At 69.9% G+C, this 24,298-nt stretch carries 4 protein-coding genes; all 4 read left to right on the forward strand.

The annotated features are described in order from the left end of the window. On the forward strand, positions 1-12,150 hold a 12,150-nt coding region (locus ABD798_RS02015; protein WP_425549150.1), incomplete at its 5' end, for an amino acid adenylation domain-containing protein. Further along, positions 12,147-23,132: an amino acid adenylation domain-containing protein gene (locus ABD798_RS02020; protein WP_344870720.1), complete on the forward strand. Its 10,986-nt coding sequence runs from the start codon at positions 12,147-12,149 to the stop codon at positions 23,130-23,132. The genes ABD798_RS02015 and ABD798_RS02020, both read left to right, overlap by 4 nt. Then, positions 23,129-23,347 carry an MbtH family protein gene (locus ABD798_RS02025; protein ID WP_344870721.1) on the forward strand — a complete coding sequence of 73 codons (219 nt, stop codon included), beginning with the start codon at positions 23,129-23,131 and terminating at the stop codon, positions 23,345-23,347. Before ABD798_RS02020 ends, ABD798_RS02025 begins: the two co-directional genes overlap by 4 nt. Next, entirely contained in the window at positions 23,344-24,288 is a 945-nt protein-coding gene (locus ABD798_RS02030; protein WP_344870722.1) for a TauD/TfdA family dioxygenase, read from the forward strand. The genes ABD798_RS02025 and ABD798_RS02030 overlap by 4 nt, the downstream gene beginning before the upstream one ends. The last annotated feature ends 10 nt before the right edge of the window (positions 24,289-24,298 follow it).

Raw genomic sequence — 24,298 nt, forward strand, 5'->3', positions numbered from 1 at the left:
CCGTCGGTGATCGTGTCGTTGGATGCGATTCCGTTGAACACCAGCGGAAAGCTCGATCGGTCCGCGCTTCCTGCGCCGGTGTTCGATGTTGTCGGACGTGCGCCGAGGAACGAGACCGAGACCGTCCTGTGTGGACTGTTCAGCGATGTTCTCGGGCTCGGTGAAGTCGGGATCGACGACGACTTCTTCGCGCTGGGCGGGCATTCGCTGCTCGCGACGCGCTTGGTCAGCAGGGTTCGCGCGCTGCTCGGCGTGGAGGTGTCGATCCGCGCGGTGTTCGACGCGCCGACGGTCGCCGGAGTCGCGCGAGTGGTGGAGTCTGCTCAGCGTGGTCGTGCTTCGGTGACGGCTCGTCCGCGTCCTGACGTGGTGCCGTTGTCCTTCGCGCAGCAGCGGTTGTGGTTCCTGCACAAGCTGGAGGGCCCGTCGGCGACGTACAACGTGCCGATCGCGCTGCGCTTGACCGGGCCGCTCGATCATGATGCGTTGCGCGCGGCGCTGGGCGATGTCGTTGCGCGTCACGAGTCTCTGCGCACGACGTTCCCTGATGTTGACGGCACTCCGCGTCAGCAGGTGCTCAGTGATGTCGTCGTGGAGTTGCCGGTCGTCGTCACGGAGAGCCCCGAATCGCGGGTGGCCGAGGTGTTCCGGCACGAGTTCGACCTCGCGACCGAGCTGCCGATCCGCGCCGAACTGGTGCGGGCCAGCGACGACGAGCACGTGCTCGTGCTTGTCCTGCACCACATCGCGGGTGATGGCTGGTCACTGCGCCCGCTCGCCGACGACGTCGCGACGGCCTACACCGCGCGCGTGGAGGGCTCCGCACCGTCGTGGGCTCCGCTGCCGGTGCAGTACGCCGACTACGCGTTGTGGCAGCAGGAACTGCTCGCCTCGGTGCTGCCGGAACAGCTCGGGTTCTGGCGGTCCACTTTGGACGGACTGCCGGAGCGCATCGAGCTGCCGGTCGACCGGCCGTACCCCGCCGTGGCTTCCTACGACGGAGCCGAGGTGCGCTTCGGCTGGGATGCCGAACTGCGGGACGGTATCGCTTCACTCGCGAGGGAGACCGGCGCGAGTCCGTTCATGGTCGTGCAGGCCGCATTCGCCGTGGTGCTGGGCCGTTCGGGTGCGGGTGAGGACGTCGCCGTCGGCACCCCGGTCGCCGGGCGCACCGACAGCGCGCTGGACGAGCTCGTCGGGTTCTTCGTGAACACCCTGGTGCTGCGCACTGACCTCTCCGGTAATCCGTCCTTTGTGGACCTGGTCCGGCGTGTGCGTGACGCCGATCTGGAAGCCTTCGCGCGCCAGGACGTTCCGTTCGAGTACCTGGTGGAGGAGCTGAACCCGGTTCGTTCGCTGGCCCACCAGCCGTTGTTCCAGGTCATGCTGACCATGCAGAACAACGCCGCCGCCGACCTGGCCTTGCCGGGTGTGACCGTGGAAGCCGTCGACGGACCCGCGGGCGGTGCGAAGTTCGACCTGTCGCTGGTGCTCGCGGAGAACGGCTCCGGGATGACCGGCACCTTCGAGTACCGCACCGACCTGTTCGACCGCGTCACAGTGGAATCGTTGGCGCAGCGCCTGGAAGCCGTGCTCCGCGCGGTGCTCGCCGATTCCGCGACACGAGTGGGCGAGGTGGACCTGCTCGATCCGGCGGAGCGTCGCCGCTTGCTGGTGGAATGGAACGGGGCTTCTGCCCAGTTCCCCTCGGCGCCCATGCCGTCGCTGTTCGAGGCGCAGGTCTCGGCGACGCCGGATGCGATTGCCGTGGTGTGCGGCGATGAGCGGTTGACCTTCGCCGAGTTGAACGGTCGGGCCAACCACTTCGCGCGGGAGCTGGTTTCGCGTGGTGCCGGGCCGGAGCGGGTCGTGGCGGTGTCGCTGCCGCGCTCGGTGGATTCGATCGTGGCGATCCTCGCGGTGTTGAAGGCCGGGGCGATCTACCTCCCACTTGACCTGGATCTCCCGGCTTCGCGTGTGGAGCACATCCTGTCCGATGCCCGGCCGCACGTTGTGGTTGATGCGGTTCCCGCTGGCTCGTGCGTGGACAACCTGGCTCCTGTGTCCAGTGTGGACAGTGGTGCGTACGCGATTTACACCTCGGGCTCGACCGGTCGTCCGAAGGCCGTTGTGGTCGATCACCGCGCGTTGGTGAATCTGTTCCACAACCACATGGCGGAGCTTGCGCTGGAGGAGCCGGTCGCGGTCGCGTTGTCGGCTTCGTTGTCGTTCGACACGTCGTGGGAAGGCCCGCTGCTGATGGTCGGCGGGCATTCCCTGCACGTGATCGAGGATGACATCCGGCGCGATGCGGCGGCCTTGGCTGCGTACGTGGTCGAACATCGCATTGATGTGCTCGACCTGACCCCTTCTTTCGCGCAGCACGTGGTGGAGGCTGGGCTTCTCGACAATCCTCAGCACCAGCCGCGTGTTGTGCTGCTCGGTGGTGAGGCTGTCGGTGAGTCGTTGTGGCGGCAGCTCGCGGCGGCTCCGCAGACTGCGGGCTACAACTTCTACGGCCCGACTGAGTTCACCGTTGACGCTGCTACGGCTCGTGTTGAGGGTGATCGGCCGCTGATCGGTACGCCTGTGCGCAATACGCAGGCTTACGTCCTGGACACGGCGCTGAGGCCGGTTCCTGTTGGTGTACCTGGAGAGCTGTACCTTGCGGGCGCTGGCCTCGCTCGCGGCTACCTCGGCCAGCCCGGCCTGACCGCGTCGCGCTTCGTCGCTTCCCCGTTCGGTGGGCGGATGTACCGCACCGGCGACCTGGCGCGGTGGACCCGTTCCGGCCAGCTCGACTACCTCGGCCGCACTGACGACCAGGTCAAGCTCCGGGGCTTCCGCGTCGAGCTTGGCGAGGTAGAACACGCCCTCGCTTCTCACCCGGGCGTTTCACAGGCCGTGGTGGTGGTGCGCGAGAACCGCCTCGTCGCCTATGTGGTCACGAAGATCAACGCCTCTTTTGACGCGTCTAACTCCCTGAACGGGTCGTTTGGTGCGTCTGACGCGCTGAACGGGTCGTTTGGTGCGTTCAACTCGTCAAAGGGGCCGTTGGCGGAGGTGGTGCGGGGGTTTGTTGGGGAGCGGTTGCCGGAGTACATGGTGCCGTCGGTGGTTGTGGTGCTGGATGAGATTCCGGTTACTCGGAATGGGAAGGTCGACAAGAAGGCACTGCCGGAGCCGGTGTTCGAGACATCCTCGCGAGGTCCTCGGAGCGGTGTCGAGGACGTGCTGTGCGGTCTGTTCGCGGAGGTCCTCAACCTCTCGGACGTGGGCGTCGACGACGGGTTCTTCGACGTCGGCGGCCATTCACTGCTCGCGACGCGCCTGGTCAGCCGGGTGAGGTCGGTGCTCGGGGTCGAGCTGCCGATCCGCGCGCTCTTCGACTCGCCGACGGTGGCCGATCTCGCCCGCGTGGTGGGGCAGGCCAGGACCGCGCGCCCGGCGCTCGTCCCGATGCCGCGCCCGGAGGTGCTGCCCCTGTCGTTCGCGCAGCAGCGGTTGTGGTTCCTGTACAAGCTCGAAGGCCCGTCGTCGGCCTACAACGTGCCGACCGTGCTGCGCTTGAAGGGCGCGCTCGACGTCTCCGCGCTGCGAAATGCGTTGCAAGACGTGGTGGACCGCCACGAGTCGCTCCGAACGGTCTTCCAGGAGGTCGACGGCCAGGCGAGGCAGCGCGTTCTCGACGACGTCACGGTTGAGCTGCCGGTGTTCGACGGCGACGAGCGCATCGCCGAAATCTGCGCGCACGCCTTCGACCTCGCGACGGAGCCGCCGTTCCGCGCGGAGCTGCTGCGGACCGGTGCCGATGAGCACGTGCTCGTGCTCGTCCTGCACCACATCGCCAGCGACGCGTGGTCGATGCTGCCGCTCGCGGAGGGCATGACCACCGCCTACGCCGCGCGCGTCGCGGGAGAGCGGCCGCCGTGGGAGCCGTTGCCGGTGCAGTACGCCGACTATGCGCTGTGGCAGCGGGAGAACCCGATCGACGAGCAGATCGAGCACTGGCGGTCCACTTTGGACGGAGTGCCCGAGCGCATCGAACTCCCCGTCGATCGGCCATACCCGGCCGAGGCTTCCTACGACAGCGGTGCGGTGCGCTTCGAGTGGGGCCCGGAGGTCCGTGAACGCCTCGTCGACCTCGCCCGCGAGGCCGGGGTCAGCGTGTTCATGGTCATGCACGCGGCGGTCGCGGCCACCTTGAGCCGCATGGGTGCGGGCGAGGACATCGCGCTGGGCACGCCGACGGCGGGACGCACCGACGAGGCGCTCGACGGCCTCATCGGCTTCTTCGTGAACACCTTGGTGCTGCGGACCGATCTCTCCGGCGGGCCGTCGTTCACCGAGCTGCTGCGCCGGGTCAGGGAGACCGACCTCGCGGCCTATGCGCACCAGGACGTGCCGTTCGAGCAGGTCGTCGACGAGGTCCGCCCGGTGCGCTCGCTCGCGCACAACCCGCTGTTCCAGGTGATGATCTCGTTGCAGGACATCGCGTCGCCGGAACTGGTGCTGCCGGGCCTGGACGTGGAGGTCGTCACCGATCAGCCCGACTCGGCCAAGTTCGACCTGTCGTTCGTGCTCGCCGAGGACGCCTCGGGCGTGGTGGGCTCGCTGGAGTACCGGACCGACGTGTTCGAGCACGCCACCGCCGAGGACATCGTCACGCGGCTCGGCAGGGTGCTGACGGCGGTGCTCGCCGACCCCGCCATGAAGATCACCGACATTGACCTGCTCGATCCGGTGGAGCGTCGTCGCGTGCTGGTGGAGTGGGCCGGAACTCCCGCCGAGTTTCCGTCCGCGTCCCTGCCGTCGCTGTTCGAGGACCAGGTCGTCGCGTCGCCGGACGCCGTCGCCGTCGTCTGCGGTGGTGAGCGGTTGACCTTCGTCGAGTTGAACGGCCGGGCCAACCACTTCGCGCGGGAACTGGTCGCGCGCGGTGCCGGGCCGGAGCGGATCGTGGCCGTCTCGTTGCCGCGCTCGGTGGACTCCGTTGTCGCGATCCTGGCGATTCTCAAGGCCGGGGCGATCTACCTCCCGTTGGATCAGGATCTTCCGGCTTCGCGCGTGGAGTACATCCTGGAGGACGCTCGCCCGCACATCGTGGTTCGTGAGGTCCCGGCGGGAACGTCCGCCGACAACCTCCCTGCTGTGTCCAATGTGGACGGCGGTGCGTACGCGATCTACACCTCCGGCTCCACCGGTCGCCCCAAGGCCGTCGTGGTCGATCACCGCGCGTTGGTGAACCTGTTCCACAACCACATGGCGGAGCTCGCGTTGGAGGAGCCGGTCGCGGTCGCGTTGACGGCTTCGCTGTCCTTCGACACGTCGTGGGAAGGCCCGCTGCTGATGGTGGCCGGGCATTCCCTGCACGTGATCGAGGACGACGTTCGGCGCGATCCGATCGCCTTGGCGGCGTACGTGGTCGAGCACCGCGTCGACGTGCTCGACCTGACGCCGTCCTTCGCGCAGCACGTGGTGGAGGCGGGGCTCCTCGGCAATCCTCAGCACCAGCCGCGTGTTGTGCTCCTTGGTGGGGAAGCGGTTCACGAATCCCTGTGGCGACAGCTCGCGGCGGCTCCGCAGACGGTGGGCTACAACTTCTACGGCCCGACTGAGTTCACCGTTGATGCGGCCACGGCGCGCGTCGAGGGCGATCGGCCGCTGATCGGCACGCCCGTGCGCAACACCCGGGCTCATGTCCTGGACACGGCGTTGAGGCCGGTTCCCGTTGGCGTGCCGGGAGAGCTGTACCTCGCGGGCGCCGGGCTGGCCCGGGGCTACCTGAACCGGCCCGGCCTCACCGCGCAACGCTTTGTCGCTTCGCCGTTCGGTGGGCGGATGTACCGCACCGGTGACCTCGTGCGGTGGACTCGTGATGGCCAGCTGGACTACCTGGGCCGTACCGACGACCAGGTCAAGCTGCGCGGTTTCCGTATCGAGCTTGGCGAGGTGGAACACGCCATCGCCTCCCACCCGGGCGTTTCACAGGCCGTGGTGGTGCTGCGCGAGAACCGCCTCGTGGGTTATGTGGTCCCGAAGATCAACGCCTCTCTTGACGCGTCTGACGCGCTGAACGACCCGTTCAGTGCGTTAGACGCACCAAACGGGTCGTTTGGTGCGTTCAACTCGTCACAGGGGCCGTTGGCGGAGAGCGTGCGGGGGGTTGTGGGGGAGCGGTTGCCGGAGTACATGGTGCCGTCGGTTGTGGTGGTGGTTGAGGAGATTCCGTTGACGCGGAATGGGAAGGTGGACCGGAAGGCACTGCCTGAGCCGGTGTTCGAGACCTCCTCGCGGGCGCCGAGTACTGAGGCAGAGGTCGTCCTGTGCGGACTGTTCGCCGATGTGCTCAATGTCCCGGAGGTCGGCGTCGACGACGGGTTCTTCGACCTGGGCGGGGACTCGATCTCCTCGATCCAGCTCGTCAGCCGCGCGCGCTCGGCCGGAGTGGTGATCACACCGCGCGAGGTGTTCGTGCACAAGACCGTCGCCGCCCTCGCCGCCGCCGCGAAGTCCACTGTGGACGTCGCGGTCGCCGAGGACGACGGCGTCGGGCCGGTGCCGCTGACGCCGATCGCGGAATGGCTGCGTGAGACCGCCACGTCCGAGGAAGCCCGCACGTTCTCCCAGGAGATGGTGGTCGACCTCCCAGATAACATCGGCTACGACGATATCGCGCGGGGGCTGCGCACGATCGCGGAGCACCACGACGCGCTGCGCCTGCGGCTCGACGGTTGGGCGATGCGGGTCGAGTCCGGCCCGGGTGCGGTCCACCTGAGCACGGCGACGAGCGACTTCGAGACGGAGTTCGCCGCCGCGCGCGACCGGTTGGACCCGTGGTCGGGCGTGATGTGGCAGGCGGTGTGGTTCGAGCGGGAGAACCGGCTGCTGTGGGTGATCCACCACCTCGCGGTGGACGGTGTCTCGTGGCGAATCCTGTTGCCGGACTTGGAAGACGCGTGCCGGGGCGAAGCTCTCGCTCCGGTGGGGACGTCCTTCCGGCGATGGGCGCGGCTGCTCGCTGAGGAGGCGCCGCGCCGCACCGATCTGGACACGTGGCGCGCGATCGTCAAGGACGTCGAGCCGCTGCCGGGGATGAACGGCACCGAATCGGGCTCGCTGCGCCTGGTTCTGCCGGTCGAGGACACAGAGCCCCTGCTGGGCGTGGTGCCCGGCCGGTTCCACGCCGGGGTGCAGGACGTGCTGCTCGCCGGCCTCGCGATGGCGGTGCGCCGCGCGGTGCTCGTCGAGGTGGAGAGCCACGGGCGGCACGAGGACGTCATCGCCGGAACGGACCTGACCAGGACCGTCGGGTGGTTCACGAACGTGTACCCGGTCCGCCTCGACGTGGGGTCGGACCCCGATGTGGGCCGGATCGTCAAGCGGGTCAAGGAAGATCTTCGCGCGATCCCCGATCACGGGCTCGGCTACGGGCTCCTGCGCCACCTCAACCCCGGGACCGCGGCGGAGCTGACGGCCTCGGCCGACATCGCGTTCAACTACCTCGGGCGCTTCGAGACGGACGCGAGAACCGACACCGTCACTGACACCGAGGTCGAGCCGGACGACGCTCCGACGAGCAACCCGATCGAGCTCAACGCGTTCACCGAGGACACCGTGAACGGTCCGAGGCTCGTTGCCACCTGGTCGTGGCGAGGGATCGCCCTGAGCCGGGACGACATCGCGGAGCTGGCCGAGGCGTGGTTCGCCGCGCTGCGCCGGATCACCGCCGAGGGCACGGGCGGGCTCACCCCGTCCGATGTGCCGTCCGCTCGCGTCGACCAACGGCAGATCGAGCGCATCGAAGCGGCGTTCCCGCAGGTCGCCGACGTGCTGGCGGTGTCGCCGTTGCAGGAGGGACTGCTGTTCCACGCCCTGTACGCGGAGTCCGGCGACTACGTCGTGCAGCTCGTCGTGCGGCTGCGCGGAGCACTGGACGTCGCGCGGCTGCGACGCGCCGTCGACGCGCTGCTGCGGCGCTACCCGCACGTCGGCGCCGCGTTCTGGACCGACGGCGTCGACCGGCCCGTGCAGGTGGTGCCCGCCGAGGTCGAGGTGCCGTGGGAGTTCCTCGACGGTGACACGGACATCGACGAGTTCCTCCAGCTCGACCAGAACCGCCCCTTCGACCCGGTCCGGCCTCCGCTGCTGCGCTGCACCCTTGTCCGGGTCGACGTGGATGAGCACGTGTTCGTGCTGACCAACCACCACATCCTGCTGGACGGCTGGTCGATGCCGGTGCTCATGGGCGACCTCTTCGCTCTCTACCAAGGCGAAGCGCTGCGCCCGGTCGCGCCTTACCGCACCTTCCTGGAGTGGATCTCGCGGCAGGACCGCGCCGCCACCGACGCGGTCTGGCGCGCTGAACTGTCCGGAGTGGACGGACCGACGTTGCTCGCACCGCACGCGGGGGAGCGGACGCCGGTTCGAGCCGAGACACAGCTGGAGTTGCCCGCGGACCTGACCGCCGCTCTGACCCGCCGCGTGCGGGAGCAGGGGGTGACGCTCAACAGTTACGTGCAGGCGCTGTGGTCGGTCCTGCTCGGCGCGCTCACCGGACGCGACGACATCGTGTTCGGCATCACCGTCTCCGGGCGCCCCGCGCAGCTCGCCGGAGTGGAAACCATGGTGGGCCTGTTCATCAACACGGTTCCCGTGCGGGTGGAGATGCGCCCGGACATGACCGTGGCGGAACTGGTCGACAGTGTCCATAGTGGACAGACGAGGATCATGGGGCACGACCACCTCGGCCTCAGCGACATCCACCGCATCGCCGGGTACAGCGAGCTCTTCGACACCGTCATGGTGTTCGAGAACTACCCGATCGACTCGGAGTCCGTGCCCAGCGGCGACCTGGAGGTCGTCGACGCGCACGCCACCGACGCCCCGCACTACCCGCTGAGCCTGGCGCTGCTGCCGGGCGAGCGGCTGCGCATCGGTGCCCAGTACCGGTCGGAGCTGCTGGACCACGAGCTGGTGCGAGGGATTCTCGACAGCCTTCACCGCCTCGTCGAAGCCGTCGTCGCCGATCCGACCGTTCGTGTCGCCTCGCTGAGCCTGCTCGCGCCGGAAGAACGGCAGCGGATGCTGGTCGACTGGAACGACACGCGTGCCGACGTGCCGGAGGCGACGCTGCCCGCACTTTTCGAGGCGCAGGCCGCGCGCACGCCCGACGCGGTCGCCGTCGCTTCCGGAGCACGGCAGCTCACCTACCGCGAGCTGGACGGTCGGGCCAACCGCCTCGCGAAGTCGTTGGTGGAGCGTGGAGTCCGGCCGGAGTCGGTGGTCGCGGTGCGGCTGGACCGCTCGATCGAACTGGCCGTGGCGATGCTCGGCGTGATGAAGGCAGGAGGCGTCTACCTGCCGATCGATCCGGGATACCCGGCGGAGCGCGTGCGCTTCGTGCTCGACGACGCCGCCCCGGCCGCCGTGATCACCGCTGAGGACGTGCCCATCGAAACCGCTGACAGCCCCGGAATCCCGGTGCCGGTCAGCTCGGGCGCGTACGTGATCTACACCTCCGGCTCCACCGGTACACCGAAGGGAGTGCTCGTCACCCACGCCGGAGTGGCCAGCCTCGCGGCGCTGTTGAAGGGCGACATCGGCGCGGGGCCGGGCAGCCGTGTGCTCCAGTTCGCCTCCGTCAGCTTCGACACCGCCATGTGGGAGATCTGCATGGCGCTGCTCACCGGCGCGACCCTGGACGTCGTCCCCGACGAGCGCCGACTCGGCCAGCCGCTCGCGGAGTTCCTTGCCGAGCGCGGGATCACGCACGCGACGCTGCCCCCGGCCGCGCTCGCCGCACTCGACCCCGCAGAGGTTCCGCCCAGTGTGACCCTCGTCGTCGCCGGTGAGGCCGCGTCTGCCGAGCTGGTCCGCACGTGGTCCCTGGATCGTGTGCTGTTCAACTCCTACGGCCCGACCGAGACCACGGTCGACGTGACGCTGTGGCGCTGCACGCCCGATGTCGGCTCGGTCGTCCCGATCGGCACGCCGGTCGAGAACACCTCCGTCTACGTGCTGGATCAGTGGCTGCGTCCCGTCCCGGTCGGAGTGCCCGGCGAGCTGTACGTCTCCGGCTCCGGCCTCGCACGCGGCTATCTCTGTCGCCCTGGTCTGACCGCTTCGCGTTTCATCGCATCCCCGTTCGGCGGCCGCATGTACCGCACCGGCGACGTCGTCCGCTGGACCCGTTCCGGCCAGTTGGAGTTCGTTGGCCGCGCCGATGACCAGGTGAAGCTCCGTGGTTTCCGCATCGAGTTGGGCGAGGTGGAACACGCTCTGACTTCTCACCCCTCGGTGTCGCAGGCCGTGGTGGTTCTCCGCGAGAACCGCCTCGTGGCCTACGTGGTCCCGAAGATCAACGCCTCCCTTGACGCGTCTGACGCGCTGAACGGGTCGTTTGGTGCGTTCAACTCGTCAAAGGGGCCGTTGGCGGAGGGTGTGAAGGCGGCCTCGGCGGAGCGGTTGCCGGAGTACATGGTGCCGTCGGTTGTTGTGGTGCTGGATGAGATTCCGGTTACGCGGAATGGGAAGGTGGATCGGGGGGCGCTGCCGGAGCCGGTGTTGGAGTCGGTGTCCTCGCGGGCGGCGGAGACCGCGGTCGAGACCGTTCTGTGCGGGCTGTTCGCGGAGGTGCTCGGCGTCGCGGACGTGGGCGCGGACGACGGGTTCTTCGACCTGGGCGGGGACTCGATCTCCTCGATCCAGCTCGTGAGCCGGGCGCGCGCGGCGGGCGTGGCGTTCACGCCGCGCGATGTGTTCGTGCACAAGACGGTCGCGGGGATCGCCGCCATCGCGAAGTCCACTGTGGACGTTGTGGCTGACGACGGGGTCGGCGAGTTCCCCGCGACGCCGGTCATGCGGTGGCTGTTCACCACCGACGAGGTCGCGGACTTCTCGCAGGAGGTGCTGATCGGCCTGCCGGACGGCGCGGACTTCGCCGGGCTGGAGCGCGCACTGTCCATAGTGGTCGGACGGCACGACGCGCTGCGGATGCGGCTCGACGGCGCCACGCTCGAAGTTCTGGCGGAAGGACTCGTGCACCTGAGCCGGGCCACCGAGGACGTCGCGGCGGAGGTGGAGAAGGCGCGCGGACGGCTTGACCCGTGGTCGGGCGTGATGTGGCAGGCGGTGTGGTTCGAGCGGGAGAACCGGCTGCTGTGGGTGATCCACCACCTCGCGGTGGACGGTGTCTCGTGGCGAATCCTGTTGCCGGACCTGCAAGCCGCGTGGCAAGGCGACGAGCTTGACCCGGTCGGCACGTCCTTCCGGCGGTGGGCGCACCTGCTCGCCGAGGAAGCGAACAACCGCACGGATGAGATCGTGACGTGGCGGCGGTTGCTCGCCGATGTGCCGCAGCTGCTGCCGAGCACCGAGGCCGAGGCGGGATCGCTGCGCCTGGTGCTACCCGCCAAGGACACCGAACCGTTGCTGGGCAGGGTTCCCGGGGTGTTCCACGCGGGAGTGCAGGACGTGCTGCTCGCGGGTTTGGCACTGGCGGTGCGGCGGTGGCGCGGCAACGACGTGGTGCTCGTCGACCTGGAGAGCCACGGGCGGCACGAGGACCTCATCGCCGGAACGGATCTGACCAGGACCGTCGGGTGGTTCACCAGCGTTCACCCCGTCCGCCTTGACGCCTCTTCCGGCAATGCCGCCGCCGTGGTGAAGCAGGTCAAGGAGGACCTGCGCGCGGTGCCCGACCACGGCCTCGGCCACGGGCTGCTGCGCCACCTCAACCCCGAGACCTCGGCCGAGCTGGCCGCGCTGCCCGAACCGCAGATCGGCTTCAACTACCTCGGCCGGTTCCGCGCGACGACCAGCGCCGACCGGGCGTGGGAGCCGGTGTCCACAGTGGACGGCGAAGGCGGGGGCAGTGCGCCCGGTTCGCACCCGATCGAGCTCAACGCCACTACCGAGGACACCGAGGACGGCCCCCGCCTGGTCGCGGACTGGGCCTGGCACGACGGCGGGCTCACCAGGGCCGACGTCGAAGCGCTCGCCGACGCGTGGTTCGCCGCGTTGCGCGAGATCACCGAGCACAGCGCCGCCCCGGACGCGGGTGGCTTCACGCCGTCGGACCTCCCGTTGGTCGGGCTCAACCAGAAACAGATCGACAAGCTCCAGTCGAAGTGGAGGAAGCGGCGATGACGCAGTCAGAGATCGTCGAGGTGCTGCCAGTCTCGCCGTTGCAGGAGGGACTGCTGTTCCACGCGATGTTCGAGGACGGAGCCTCGGACGAGTACGTGGTGCAGGTCGTGCTGAGACTGCGCGGCCCGCTCGATGCCGACCGGCTCCGCACCGCCATGGGCGCGCTGCTGCGCCGACACCCCAACCTCGGCGCGGCGTTCTGGACCGAGGGGGTCGACGAGCCCGTGCAGGTCATCCCGCGCGAGGTCGAAGTGCCGTGGCAGTTCCACGACGGCGCGGCGGACCTCGCGGAGATCCTGCGCGCGGACAAGCACCGGCGCTTCGACCCGACCGAGCCTCCGCTGCTGCGCTGCACCCTGGTGCGGGTCGAGGCGAACGAGCACGTGTTCGTGCTGACCAACCACCACATCCTCATGGACGGCTGGTCGATGCCCGTCCTGCTCAACGATCTCTTCCTGCTGTACCAAGGAGAACAGCCGCCGCGCGTCACGCCCTACCGGAACTTCCTGGAGTGGATCGCGCGCCAGGACCGCTCCGCCACCGAAGCCGCTTGGCGGGCCGAACTGTCCGGAGTCGACGGACCGACGCTGCTCGCACCCGCGAAGTCCGGCGAGCCCGTGCGCGCGGAGCTGGGCGTCGACCTCTCCGCCGAGCTGACCGAAGGCTTGACCGCACTCGCCCGTCGCAACGGCGTGACGCTGAACAGCGCGGTGCAGGCCGTGTGGTCGGTGCTGCTCGGCGCGCTGACCGGCCGCGATGACGTCGTGTTCGGCACCGTGGTTTCCGGTCGCCCTCCGCAGTTGCCCGGCGTGGAGACGATGGTCGGGCTGTTCATCAACACCGTGCCGGTGCGGGTCGGACTGCGCCCGGGGACCACGGTCTCCGAGCTGATGAGCACTGTCCACGATGCACGGACAGCTCTGCTGGACCACGACTACCTCGGCCTGAGCGACATCCAGCGCGCCGCTGGGCAGAGCGAGTTGTTCGACACCGTCGTGGTGTTCGAGAACTACCCGCTCGGCTCCGGCGGTGAGAACAGCGAACTCCAGGTCGTGGAGTCCTACGGCACGGACGCGCCGCACTACCCGTTGAGCCTGGCGATCATGCCGGGACCGGAGCTGGGGCTTCGCGTCCAGTTCCGCGCCGAACTGCTCGAACCCGCCTTCGTGCACCGGGTTCTCGACCAGCTGCACCAGCTGATCCGGGACGCTGTCACGGCCCCGAACTCACCGCTGATCGCGATGCGCGTGGCTGAGCACAGCGCTCCGGACGCCCGTCCTGCGCGAACTCCGGTGTCGCTGCCCGCGCTGTTCCAGGAACAAGCCGCGCGCACACCCGATGCGGTGGCGCTGATCTCCGAGACCGAGGAGATCACCTACGCGGAGCTGAACGCACGCGCCAACGGCTTCGCCCGAGCCCTCGTCGCGCGCGGCGCAGGGCCGGAGTCCGTGGTCGCGGTGACGCTGCCGCGCTCGACGGACTCGATCATCGCGTTGCTGGCGATCATGAAAGCCGGTGCCGCCTACCTGCCGGTCGATCCGTCATACCCGGCTGAGCGCATCCGTTTCCTGATCGAGGACGCTCGGCCCGCACTGGTCGTCGACTCCGTCAGCGCCGACGCCGACCCGCGAGATCTCGCCGAGGTCGACCCCGCGCTACCCGCCTACGTGATCTACACGTCGGGCTCGACCGGCACGCCGAAGGGCGTTGTGGTTCCGCACACCGGGATCGCGAGCCTGGCCGGTGCGCAGGCTGAGCGACTGGGGCTCGGACCTGGCTCGCGCGTGGCGCAGCTGGCGTCCTCGAGCTTCGACGCGGCCGTCATGGAAACCCTGATGGCACTGGTCACCGGCGGCGCGCTGGTGATTCCGGCGCCCGGCGCGGTCGCTGGCGCCGAGCTGGCGGAGTTCCTGCGGCGCAACATGATCACGCACGCGTTGATCCCGCCGACGCTGCTCGCCAGCGTGCCCGAAACGGAGCTCGGCACGCTCGTCGTCGGTGGCGAGGCCTGTTCGGCGGAGCTGGTGCGGCGTTGGGCTCCGGGACGGCGGATGGTGAACGCGTACGGGCCGACGGAGATCACGATCTGCGCGACCATGAGCGCCGACCTCGCCCCCGTTGGCACCCCACCGATCGGCACGCCGGTGTGGGGAACCACCGTGCACGTGCTCGATTCGTGGCTGCGCCCGGTACCCACCGGAGTCACCGGGGAGCTGTACGTCAGCGGAGCCGGGGTGGCGCGCGGCTACCTGGGCCGACCAGGGCTGACCGCTGAGCGCTTCGTGGCTTGCCCGGGTGGCGGGCGGATGTACCGCACCGGTGACCTGGCGCGGTGGAACACCGAGGGGGAGCTGGAGTTCGTCGGCCGGGCTGACCAGCAGGTCAAGGTGCGAGGCTTCCGCGTCGAGCCCGGTGAGGTCGAAGCCGCGCTCACGGCCTGCCCCGGTGTTGAGCACGCCGTGGTGATCGTGCGGGATGACAGCCTCATCGGCTACGTGACCGGCAGCGCTACCTCGGCCGCCGTGCGTGCGTTCGCCGCGCGGCGCCTGCCCGCGCACATGGTGCCCGCGGTCGTCACGCTCGACGAGATCCCGTTCACGCCCAACGGAAAGCTCGACACCGTCGCGCTACCGGGGATGTCCGGAGCGAGCCGTGCGCCGAGGACTCCGGTCGAGACCGTCCTGTGTGGACTGTTCGCCGAAGTGCTCGGAGCGGACGAGGTCGGCATCGACGACGGGTTCTTCGCACTGGGCGGCCATTCCCTGCTCGCGACGCGCCTGGTGAGCCGCATCCGCTCGGCGCTGGACGTGGAGCTGCCGATCCGCGCGCTCTTCGACGCGCCCACCGTGGCCTCGCTCGCGCGCTCGGTGTACGACGCCGGAGCGGCCCGCCCGCCGATCACCGCCGTGCCTCGTCCCGAGGTGATCCCGCTTTCCCACGCGCAGCAACGGTTGTGGTTCCTGCACAAGCTCGAAGGCCCGTCAGCGACCTACAACATCCCGATCGCGCTGCGCCTGGTCGGCGACCTCGACGTGGAAGCCCTGCGCGCGGCGCTCCACGACGTGGTGAACCGGCACGAGGCACTGCGCACGATCTTCCCCGATGTCGACGGTCGTGCCCGCCAGCGCATCCTGAACGAGGTCGTGATCGACCTCCCCGTCATCGAGGACGCCGACCCGACGGAGAGCTTCACGCACGCCTTCGACCTCGCGACGGAGATCCCGATCCTGGCAGAGCTGTTCCGCCGCGACGGCGAGCACGTTCTCGTGATCGTGCTGCACCACATCGCGGGCGACGGCTGGTCGATGCGGCCGCTCGCCGACGACCTCGCCACGGCCTACGCCGCTCGCGTCGAGGGCGAAGCCCCGTCGTGGCGCCCGCTGCCCGTGCAGTACGCGGACTACGCGCTGTGGCAGCGCGAGAACCCGATCGACGGCGAGCTCGCCCACTGGCGGTCCACCTTGGACGGACTGCCCGAGCGCATCGAGCTGCCGACCGACCGGCCCTACCCCGCGGTGGCGTCCTACGCCGGTGACGAGGTGCGGTTCGACTGGGACGCGGGGCTGTGCGAAGGAATCGCCGAGCTGGCCCGCGAGTGCGACGCGAGCGTGTTCATGGTCGTGCAGGCCGCGCTCGCGGTGACGTTGAGCGGCCTCGGTGCGGGCACCGACATCGCGCTCGGCACCCCGATCGCCGGGCGTGCCGACGAAGCGCTCGACGACCTCGTCGGATTCTTCGTGAACACCTTGGTGCTGCGAACGGATCTGTCCGGGGCGCCGTCCTTCGCGGAGGTCGTCGAGCGGGTTCGCGAGAGCAACCTCGACGCCTACGCCCACCAGGACGTGCCGTTCGAGCACCTAGTCGACCAGCTCCGTCCGGCGCGTTCCCTGGCGCACCAGCCGCTGGTGCAGGTCGTGCTGGCCCTGCAGAACCTCGCGACGCCGGAGCTGGAGCTTCCCGGGCTGACGGTGTCGGAGCTGCCCGGAACGACCGGCGTCGCGAAGTTCGATCTGTCCTTTGTGGTCACTGAGCACGGCGAGGGCATGGCAGGCGCGGTGGAGTACCGCACCGATCTGTTCGACCGCGCTTCGGTGGAGCGCATCGTCGAGCAGCTGACCTCGGTGGTGCGGACGGTCCTGGCCGACCCGGAGCGCTCGGTGGCCGTGATCGACCTGACGCCCGCCGTCGAGCGCGAACGCCTCGTGCACGACTGGAACGCCACCACGACTCCGGTTCCCGGCGCGACCCTGCCCGAGCTGTTCGAAGCCCAGGCCGCCCGCACGCCCGATGCGCTCGCGGTCGGCGAGCTGACCTACCGCGAGCTGGACGAGCGCGCCAACCACCTCGCGTCAGTCCTGGCCTCGCGCGGCGTAGGACCGGAAGAGGTTGTCGCCGTCGCGCTGGAGCGATCGGTTGAAGCGACGATCGCGTTCCTGGCCGTGCTCAAGGCCGGTGGCGCTCACCTGCCGATCGATCCGTCCTATCCGGACGATCGCGTCCGGATGATGCTCGACGACGCCTCACCGCTGATCACGCTGAACTCCACCGACATCGCGACGATGCTGGCCGAGAACGCCTCCGTTGAGCCCATCGCGCCGGAGCTGGCGAACTCCGCCTACGTGATCTACACATCCGGCTCGACCGGTAAGCCCAAGGGTGTTGTCGTGTCCCACCAAGGCGTCGCGAGCCTGGCCGGTGCGCAGGCGGAACGGCTCGGCCTCGGCGAGGGGAGCCGAGTGCTCCGCCTGGCGTCGCCGAGCTTCGACGCGGCGGTGATGGAAACGCTCATGGCGCTGCTGACTGGGGCCACGCTCGTCGTGCCCGAGCCGGAGAAACCGCTGGCGGAGGTGCTGCGGGAGGAGAAGATCACGCACGCGCTCATCCCGCCGACGCTGCTCGCCACGGTGCCCGAGACTGATCTGCCGGAGTTCTCCACGCTGGTCGTCGGCGCGGAGGCCTGCCCGCCGGAGTTGGTGCGGCGCTGGGTTCCCGGTCGGCGGATGGTGAACGCGTACGGGCCGACGGAGATCACGATCTGCGCGACCCTGAGCGCCGACCTCGTTCCCGGTGAGGCGCCGCCGATCGGCACGCCGGTGTGGAACACCTCGGTCTACGTGCTCGACGCCTACCTCCGGCCCGTTCCCGTTGGCGTGACGGGGGAGTTGTACGTCGCCGGAGCCGGCGTGGCACGCGGCTACCTCGGCCGTCCCGGGCTGACCGCCGAACGCTTCCTCGCGTGCCCGTTCGGTGGGCGGATGTATCGGACCGGCGATGTGGTGCGGTGGAACTACGGCGGCCAGCTGGAATTCGTCGGGCGCGCTGACCAGCAGCTCAAGGTGCGCGGGTTCCGCGTCGAGCCCGGCGAGGTCGAGGCCGCGCTGCTGGACGCAGGCGCTCGGCAGGCGGCGGTCGCTGTCCGCGAGCGCATGATCGTGGCCTACGTGGTCGACGCGCCCGCCGACCTCAGCGAGCGGCTGACGAAGCGGCTGCCGGAGTACCTGGTGCCGGGTGCGATCGTCACGCTCGACGAGTTGCCCTTGACGCCGAACGGAAAGCTCGACCGGGCGGCGCTTCCCGATCCAGTGTTCGAGTCGTCCTCGCGCGGGCCGCGCACGGCGACGGAGACTGTCCTGTGCGGACTGTTCGCCGAGGTGCTCGGGCTCGGCGAGGTCGGCGTCGACGACGGGTTCTTCGACCTGGGCGGGGACTCCATCTCCTCCATCCAGCTCGTCAGCCGCGCGCGCTCCGCCGGGCTCTACCTCGCACCGCGTGATGTCTTCCAGCACAAGACGGTCGCCGCCCTCGCGGTGATCGCGACCACCGCGCCCCAGCACTCCGTTGAGGACAGTGGGGTCGGCGACGTGCCCGCGACGCCGATCATCGCGTGGCTCCAGGGCACGGGTGCGCCCATCGACACCTTCTGCCAGGCCATGGCCGTGGACCTGCCGGGCGTCGACTTCGACACCGTTGCCGCCGCGCTGCGCGTGGTCGCCTGCCACCACGACGCCCTGCGCATGCGCGTGGACGGTTCGAGGATCACCATCCCGGCTCCGACCGGTGAGGTGTACCTGACCAGGGCGAACAGCGATCCGGATGCGGAGTTCGCCGCCGCCCGGGACCGGCTCGACGTTGCGGCCGGAGTGCTGTGGCAGGCGGTGTGGTTCGAGGAGGAGCACCGCCTGCTGTGGGTGATCAACCACCTCGCCGTTGACGGCGTTTCGTGGCGGATTCTCGTGCCGGACCTCAAGGCCGCGTGCGCGGGCACCACCGAGCTCCCTCCGATCGGCACGTCCTTCCGCAGCTGGGCCACGCGCCTCGCCGAGCAGGCCACCAGTCCCGAACGGCTCGCCGAGCTGGACACGTGGAGGCGCCTGCTCGACGGCGCGGTGCCGCTGCGATCGGACAGGTCGAGCGACGGTGGCGCACTGCGCATCACACTGTCCACGGAGGACACTGAACCGCTGCTCGGGGCTGTCCCGGCCGCTTTCCACGCGGGTGTGCAGGAGGTGTTGCTCGCCGGGCTGGCCATCGCGTTGGAGCGCACGCGCGGCTCCGGCCCGACGCTCGTCGACGTGGAGGGCCACGGCCGCCACGAGCGCGCGGTGCCCGGCGTCGACCTGACCAGGACCGTCGGCTGGTTCACCAGCGTCCACCCCGTGCGGCTGGAAGCCGGAGCGGCCGACGTGGGCCGCACTGTCAAGCAGGTCAAGGAGAACCTCCGCGCCGTGCCGGGCAACGGGCTCGGTTTCGGCCTCCTGCGCCACCTCAACCCCGAGACCGCGCGGCAGCTCGACGCGCCGGTGGACATGGCCTTCAACTACCTCGGCCGGTTCACGCCGCAGTCCGGCGAGGGCGACGCGCTGCACGGCAACTCCGAGATCCCGTCGAAGTACGTCCTCGAACTCAACGCGGTGACCGAGGACCGTGCCGACGGGCCGCGCCTGGTGGCCGACTGGTCCTGGCCGGGCGGCTCGGTCACCGAAGCCGATGTCCGGGCGCTCGCCGAAGCGTGGTTCGACGCGCTGCGCGAGATCACCGCGACCGGGGGCGGCGGGCTCACCCCGTCCGACGTGCCGCTCGCCGGACTCGACCAAGCACGTGTCGAGCGGATCGAGGCGGCCTACCCCGGCCGGGTCACGGAGATCCTTCCGCTGTCCCCCTTGCAAGAGGGCCTGCTCTTCCACGCGGACCAGGGCGGCGACTACCTCGTCCAGGTCGCGCTGCGGCTCTCCGGCCCGGTCGAGGCGACGGCGTTGCGGAGGGCGATGGACGCGGTCGTGCGGCGGCACCCGAACCTCGGCGTCGCGTTCTGGGCGGCCGACGGCGAGCGCCCCGTGCAGGTCGCGCTGCGGGACACCGTCGTGCCGTGGGAGGACGTCGACCTCGAAGACCTGCCCGACGTGCTGCGCGAGGCTGAGCTGGAGGACGTCCTCGACCGCGACCGCCACACCGCGTTCGTCCCGGCCACCGCGCCGCTGCTGCGTTGCACCCTGGCGCGGCTCGCCGACGACGAGCACGTGTTCGTGCTGACCAACCACCACATTCTGCTCGACGGCTGGTCGATGCCGGTCCTGCTGAGCGAGCTCTTCCAGCTCTACCAAGGCGAAGAGCTGCCAAGAGCCACGCCTTACCGCGATCACCTGGCCTGGTTGTCCACACAGGACAGAGCTGTCACCGAGGAGGTCTGGCGCGCTGAGCTGGCCGGGCTCGACGGTCCCACACTCGTCGGCAGGTCCGCGCGGCCCAACGGCACGCGCGCACAGGCCGTCCGCGAGCTGCCAGAGCCGATCACCGAAGCCATCGGCGCACTGGCGCGGCGGCGCGGCGTGACGGTCAACAGCGTCGTCCATGCGGCGTGGGCGGTGGTGCTCGGCGGTTTGGCCGGGCGCGAGGACGTGGTGTTCGGCGTGACCGTCTCCGGCCGCCCGGCAGAGCTTGCCGGAGTGGAAAGCATGGTGGGCCTGTTCATCAACACCATCCCCGCACGGGTGCGGCTGCGCCCGGACGCCACGCTGGCCGAGCTGATCGACGCCGTGCAGGACAGTCAGGCCCGCGTGCTCGACCACCAGTACCTCGGCCTGCCGGACATCCACCGGGTCGCCGGACACTCCGAGCTGTTTGACTCCGTGGTGGTCTTCGAGAACTACCCGCTCGACGAGGCCACCGTCGGTGGGACCGGCGAGCTGAGCGTCACCGAGGTCATCGGCCACGACGCGCCGCACTACCCGCTGGGCCTGGCGATCGCGCCCGGAAAGCGCGTGAGCCTGCGGCTGGAGTTCCGCGCCGACGTGATCGCCCGCGACGTCGCCAAGCGGCTGCTCGACCAACTGGAACACGTGCTGGCCGCAGCGGTGAGCGACGACGGGAAACGTCTGTCAGCACTCGGTTTCGTGGACGCGGTCGCCGAGTGGAACGACACCGCGCGCGACCTCGACCACGCCACGTTCCCGGAGCTGTTCCGAGCCCAGGCCGCGAGCACTCCCAACGCGGTCGCGGTCGTCGGCGAGGAGGAGCTGACCTACGCGGAGCTGGACGCCCGCTCCGACGAACTCGCCCGGCGCATCGTCGAACGCGGCATCGGAGCGGAGCAGTGCGTCGTCTCGGTCATCCCGAAGTCGGAAGAAGCGGTGATCGCGTTCCTGGCCGTGCTCAAGGCCGGGGCCGTGTACCTGCACGTCGATGTCGGCCAGCCGGAGGAGCGCGTGGCCTTCCTGCTCGTCGACTCCGCCCCGGTGCTCGCGTTGGCCACCACCGCAAGCGCGCCGCTCGACCTGCCGACACTGCTGGTCGACTCGCAGGCGGAGTGCGGCGTCGAGCTACCGGCGGCGCCGCACCCTGCGAGCGCGGCGTACGCGATCTACACCTCCGGCTCGACCGGGCGGCCGAAGCCGGTGGTGGTGGCGCACTCCGGCTTGACGAGCATGGTCGGCACGCACGTCGAGCGGCTCGGACTGAGCGCGGACAGCAGGGTGCTCCAGTTCTCCGCGCTGAGCTTCGACGTCTCGATCGCCGACATGTGCATGACCCTCGGCGCGGGCGCGACGCTCGTCATGGCACCCGCTGAACGGCTCCTCCCCGGTGCTCCGCTCATCACAACCGTTGCCGGACAAAGCATCACGCACGTGATGATGGCGGCAAGCTCGCTGGCCGCCGTGCCGGAGGGCGGCATCGGCGCGGGCACCACGATCGTCACCGGCGGTGAGGCGTGCACGCCCGAGCTGGTCGGCAGGTGGGCTCCCGGGCGCGCGCTGCTCAACGCCTACGGGCCGACCGAAGCGACGGTGTGCGCCACGATGAGCGGGCCGCTGTCGGGGGCGGCGCCGATCGGGACGCCGGGGTGGAACACCACCGTGCACGTGCTCGACCGTTGGCTGAGACCCGTACCCGTTGGGGCGGAAGGAGAGCTGTACATCGGCGGAGCAGGAGTCGCGCGCGGCTACCTCGGCCGACCGGCGCTCACCGCACAACGCTTCGTCGCCTCGCCCTCCGGCGACCGGATGTACCGCACCGGCGACATCGTGCGCTGGCGCCGCGACGGCCAGCTGGAGTTCCTGCGCCGCGACGACGACCAGGTCAAGGTCCGCGGCTTCCGCGTGGAACTCGGCGAGGTCGAACACGCTCTGACCGCCCACCCGGGCGTGTCGCAGGCCGTGGTCATCCTCCGCGAGAACCGCCTCCTCGCCTACGTGACCCCCAAGATCAACGCCTCCTTCGGTGCGTCTGACGCGCTGAACGACCCGTTCAGTGCGTTAGACGCACCGAACGGGTCGTTCAGGGCTCCCAACGCACCAAATCGGCCGTTGGCGGAGGAGGTGCGGGGATTCGTCGGGGGGCGGTTGCCGGAGTACATGGTGCCGTCGGCGGTGGTGGTGCTGGATGAGATTCCGTTGACGCCCAACGGGAAGGTCGACAGGAGGGCACTGCCGGAGCCGGACTTCACGACCGTGTCACGGCGTCCGCGCACGCCGACGGAGGAGCTGCTGGCACAGCTGTTCTCCGAGGTGCTCGGTGTGGCGGTCAACGGCGTCGAGGACAACTTCTTCGACCTCGGCGGTCACTCGCTGCTGGCCAACCGGCTGGTGACACGGGTGCGCGCGGTCTTCGGCGTGGAGCTGCCCATCCGCGCGGTCTTCGAGTCGGGGACCGTCGACGCGCTCGCTCGCAGGCTGGAGGCGAACACCGTCGACTCCGCGATGGACGTGCTCGTGCCCCTGCGCGCCAAGGGAAATCGGCCCGCGCTGTTCTGCGTCCACGCCGCCGGTGGGATCAGCTGGTCCTACGCGAGCCTGCTGCGCCACGTCGGCCACGACACGCCGGTGTACGGAGTGCAGGCGCGAGCGCTCGCGGGACCGGACGCACTCCCCGCGAGCATCGAGGAGATGGCCGCCGACTACCTGGAGCGCATCCGCGAGGTGCAGCCCGAGGGGCCGTACCACCTGCTCGGCTGGTCCTTCGGCGGTCTCGTCGCCCACGCCATCGCCACGTTGGTGCAGAGCGAGGGCGGGCACGTGGGCGTGCTGGCCCTGCTCGACTCCGCGCCCACGCCGGAGGAGGACCGAGGCAGCGTGCCCAGGCCCGGTCGGCGCGAAGTGCTGCGCATGCTGCTCGACGACCTCGGCGAGAGCGATGTGTCCACTGAGGACACCGAAGAGGCGTTGGCGGCTCTGCGCGGCGGTGGTGGCCAGCTGGTCGACCTGCTGCTGGAGGAGAACTCGCTGGCCAACCTCGTCACCGGCTTCGCGCACAACTCCGACCTGCAGCAGGAGTTCGTGCCCGGAGTCTTCCGCGGCGAGGTGCTGCTGTTCTCCGCGACGGAGAGCGACGAACAGACCGGCGCATGGGAGTCCTATGTGGACGGTCATGTCCGGCAGCACCCGGTGAACGCCGCGCACCGTGACCTGCTCCGCCCCGAAGCCGTCGCGGAGTACGGACCGATCCTGGCCGAGGCCCTGAACTCGGCCGATGACAAGGAGAAGAAATGACGAACCCGTTCGAGGACGAGAACGGCACCTACCACGTGCTGGTCAACGACGAGAACCAGCACTCGCTGTGGCCGACTTTCGCCGACGTGCCCGAGGGCTGGCGCGTCGTGCTGGCTGACACCACGCGTCAGGCGTGCCTGGACCACATCGAGCAGAACTGGACGGACATGCGGCCGAAGAGCCTGATCGAGGCGATGGACGGGCAGAACAGATGAGCGCACTGACCCTCAGCGCCGAGGACCGCTCCGCCCTGGACGGCCTCGCCCGCGAACTGGCCGACGGCGGCGACGTCGACGGCGCCTGGGTGGAGCGGGTCCGCGAGGCATGGGAACGCGCGCCGCTCGCGCTGCGCCAAGGAATCCGGCGCTACCGCAGGCACTCCGGCCCGCAGGGCTCGCTGCTCGTGCGCAACCTCCCCGTGCGGGAGGCCGAGATCCCCGACACCCCGTCCGTCGCGGGATCGGTGCAGCGCACCACCACCGTGCCCGCCGCGTTGCTCGTGCTGGTGGCCTGCGGGCTCGGCGACCCGATCGCCTACGCCGCCGAGAAGTCCGGCGCGCTCGTGCAGGACGTCGTCCCCGTGCCCGGCCACGAGCACGTGCAGGGCAACACGGGCTCGGCGATGCTGAGCTTCCACAGCGAGAACGCCTTCCACCAGCACCGGCCCGACCACCTCATGCTGCTGTGCCTGCGCGCCGACCACGACCGCGTTGCCGGGCTGAGCACCGCGTCGGTCCGCGAAACCCTGCCCCTGCTCGACGAGGACACCACCAAGATCCTCTCCAGTCCGGAGTTCCTGACCGCGCCCCCGCCCTCCTTCGGCGGTGGCGACGGCTCCGAACCGCACGCGGTGCTGCACGGCTCGCCCGAGGACCCCGACCTGCGCGTGGACCTCGCCGCGACCACCGCGCTGACCGAGCAGGCCGAGGCCGCGCTAGCCCGGCTGCGCGAAGCCTTCGCCACGACCACGCGCTCGGCCCGGCTCGTCCCAGGCGACCTGGCCGTGGTCGACAACCGCGTCACCGTGCACGGCCGCTCGCTGTTCCGCCCGCGCTACGACGGCCGGGACCGCTGGCTCCAGCGCACCTTCGTCGCCGCTGACCTGCGGCGTTCCCGAGACCACCGCCCCGGCGACAGCCACGTGCTGACCCGCTGAACGCCCACAC

Source organism: Allokutzneria multivorans (genome assembly GCF_039537405.1).
In the GTDB taxonomy this organism is placed as follows: domain Bacteria; phylum Actinomycetota; class Actinomycetes; order Mycobacteriales; family Pseudonocardiaceae; genus Allokutzneria; species Allokutzneria multivorans.

What these genes read in the sequence shown, in the direction of transcription:
- ABD798_RS02030 (WP_344870722.1), top strand. Translation starts at nt 23,344, where the DNA reads ATGAGCGCACTGACCCTCAGCGCCGAGGACCGCTCCGCCCTGGACGGC.
- ABD798_RS02020 (WP_344870720.1), top strand. Translation starts at nt 12,147, where the DNA reads ATGACGCAGTCAGAGATCGTCGAGGTGCTGCCAGTCTCGCCGTTGCAG.
- ABD798_RS02025 (WP_344870721.1), top strand. Translation starts at nt 23,129, where the DNA reads ATGACGAACCCGTTCGAGGACGAGAACGGCACCTACCACGTGCTGGTC.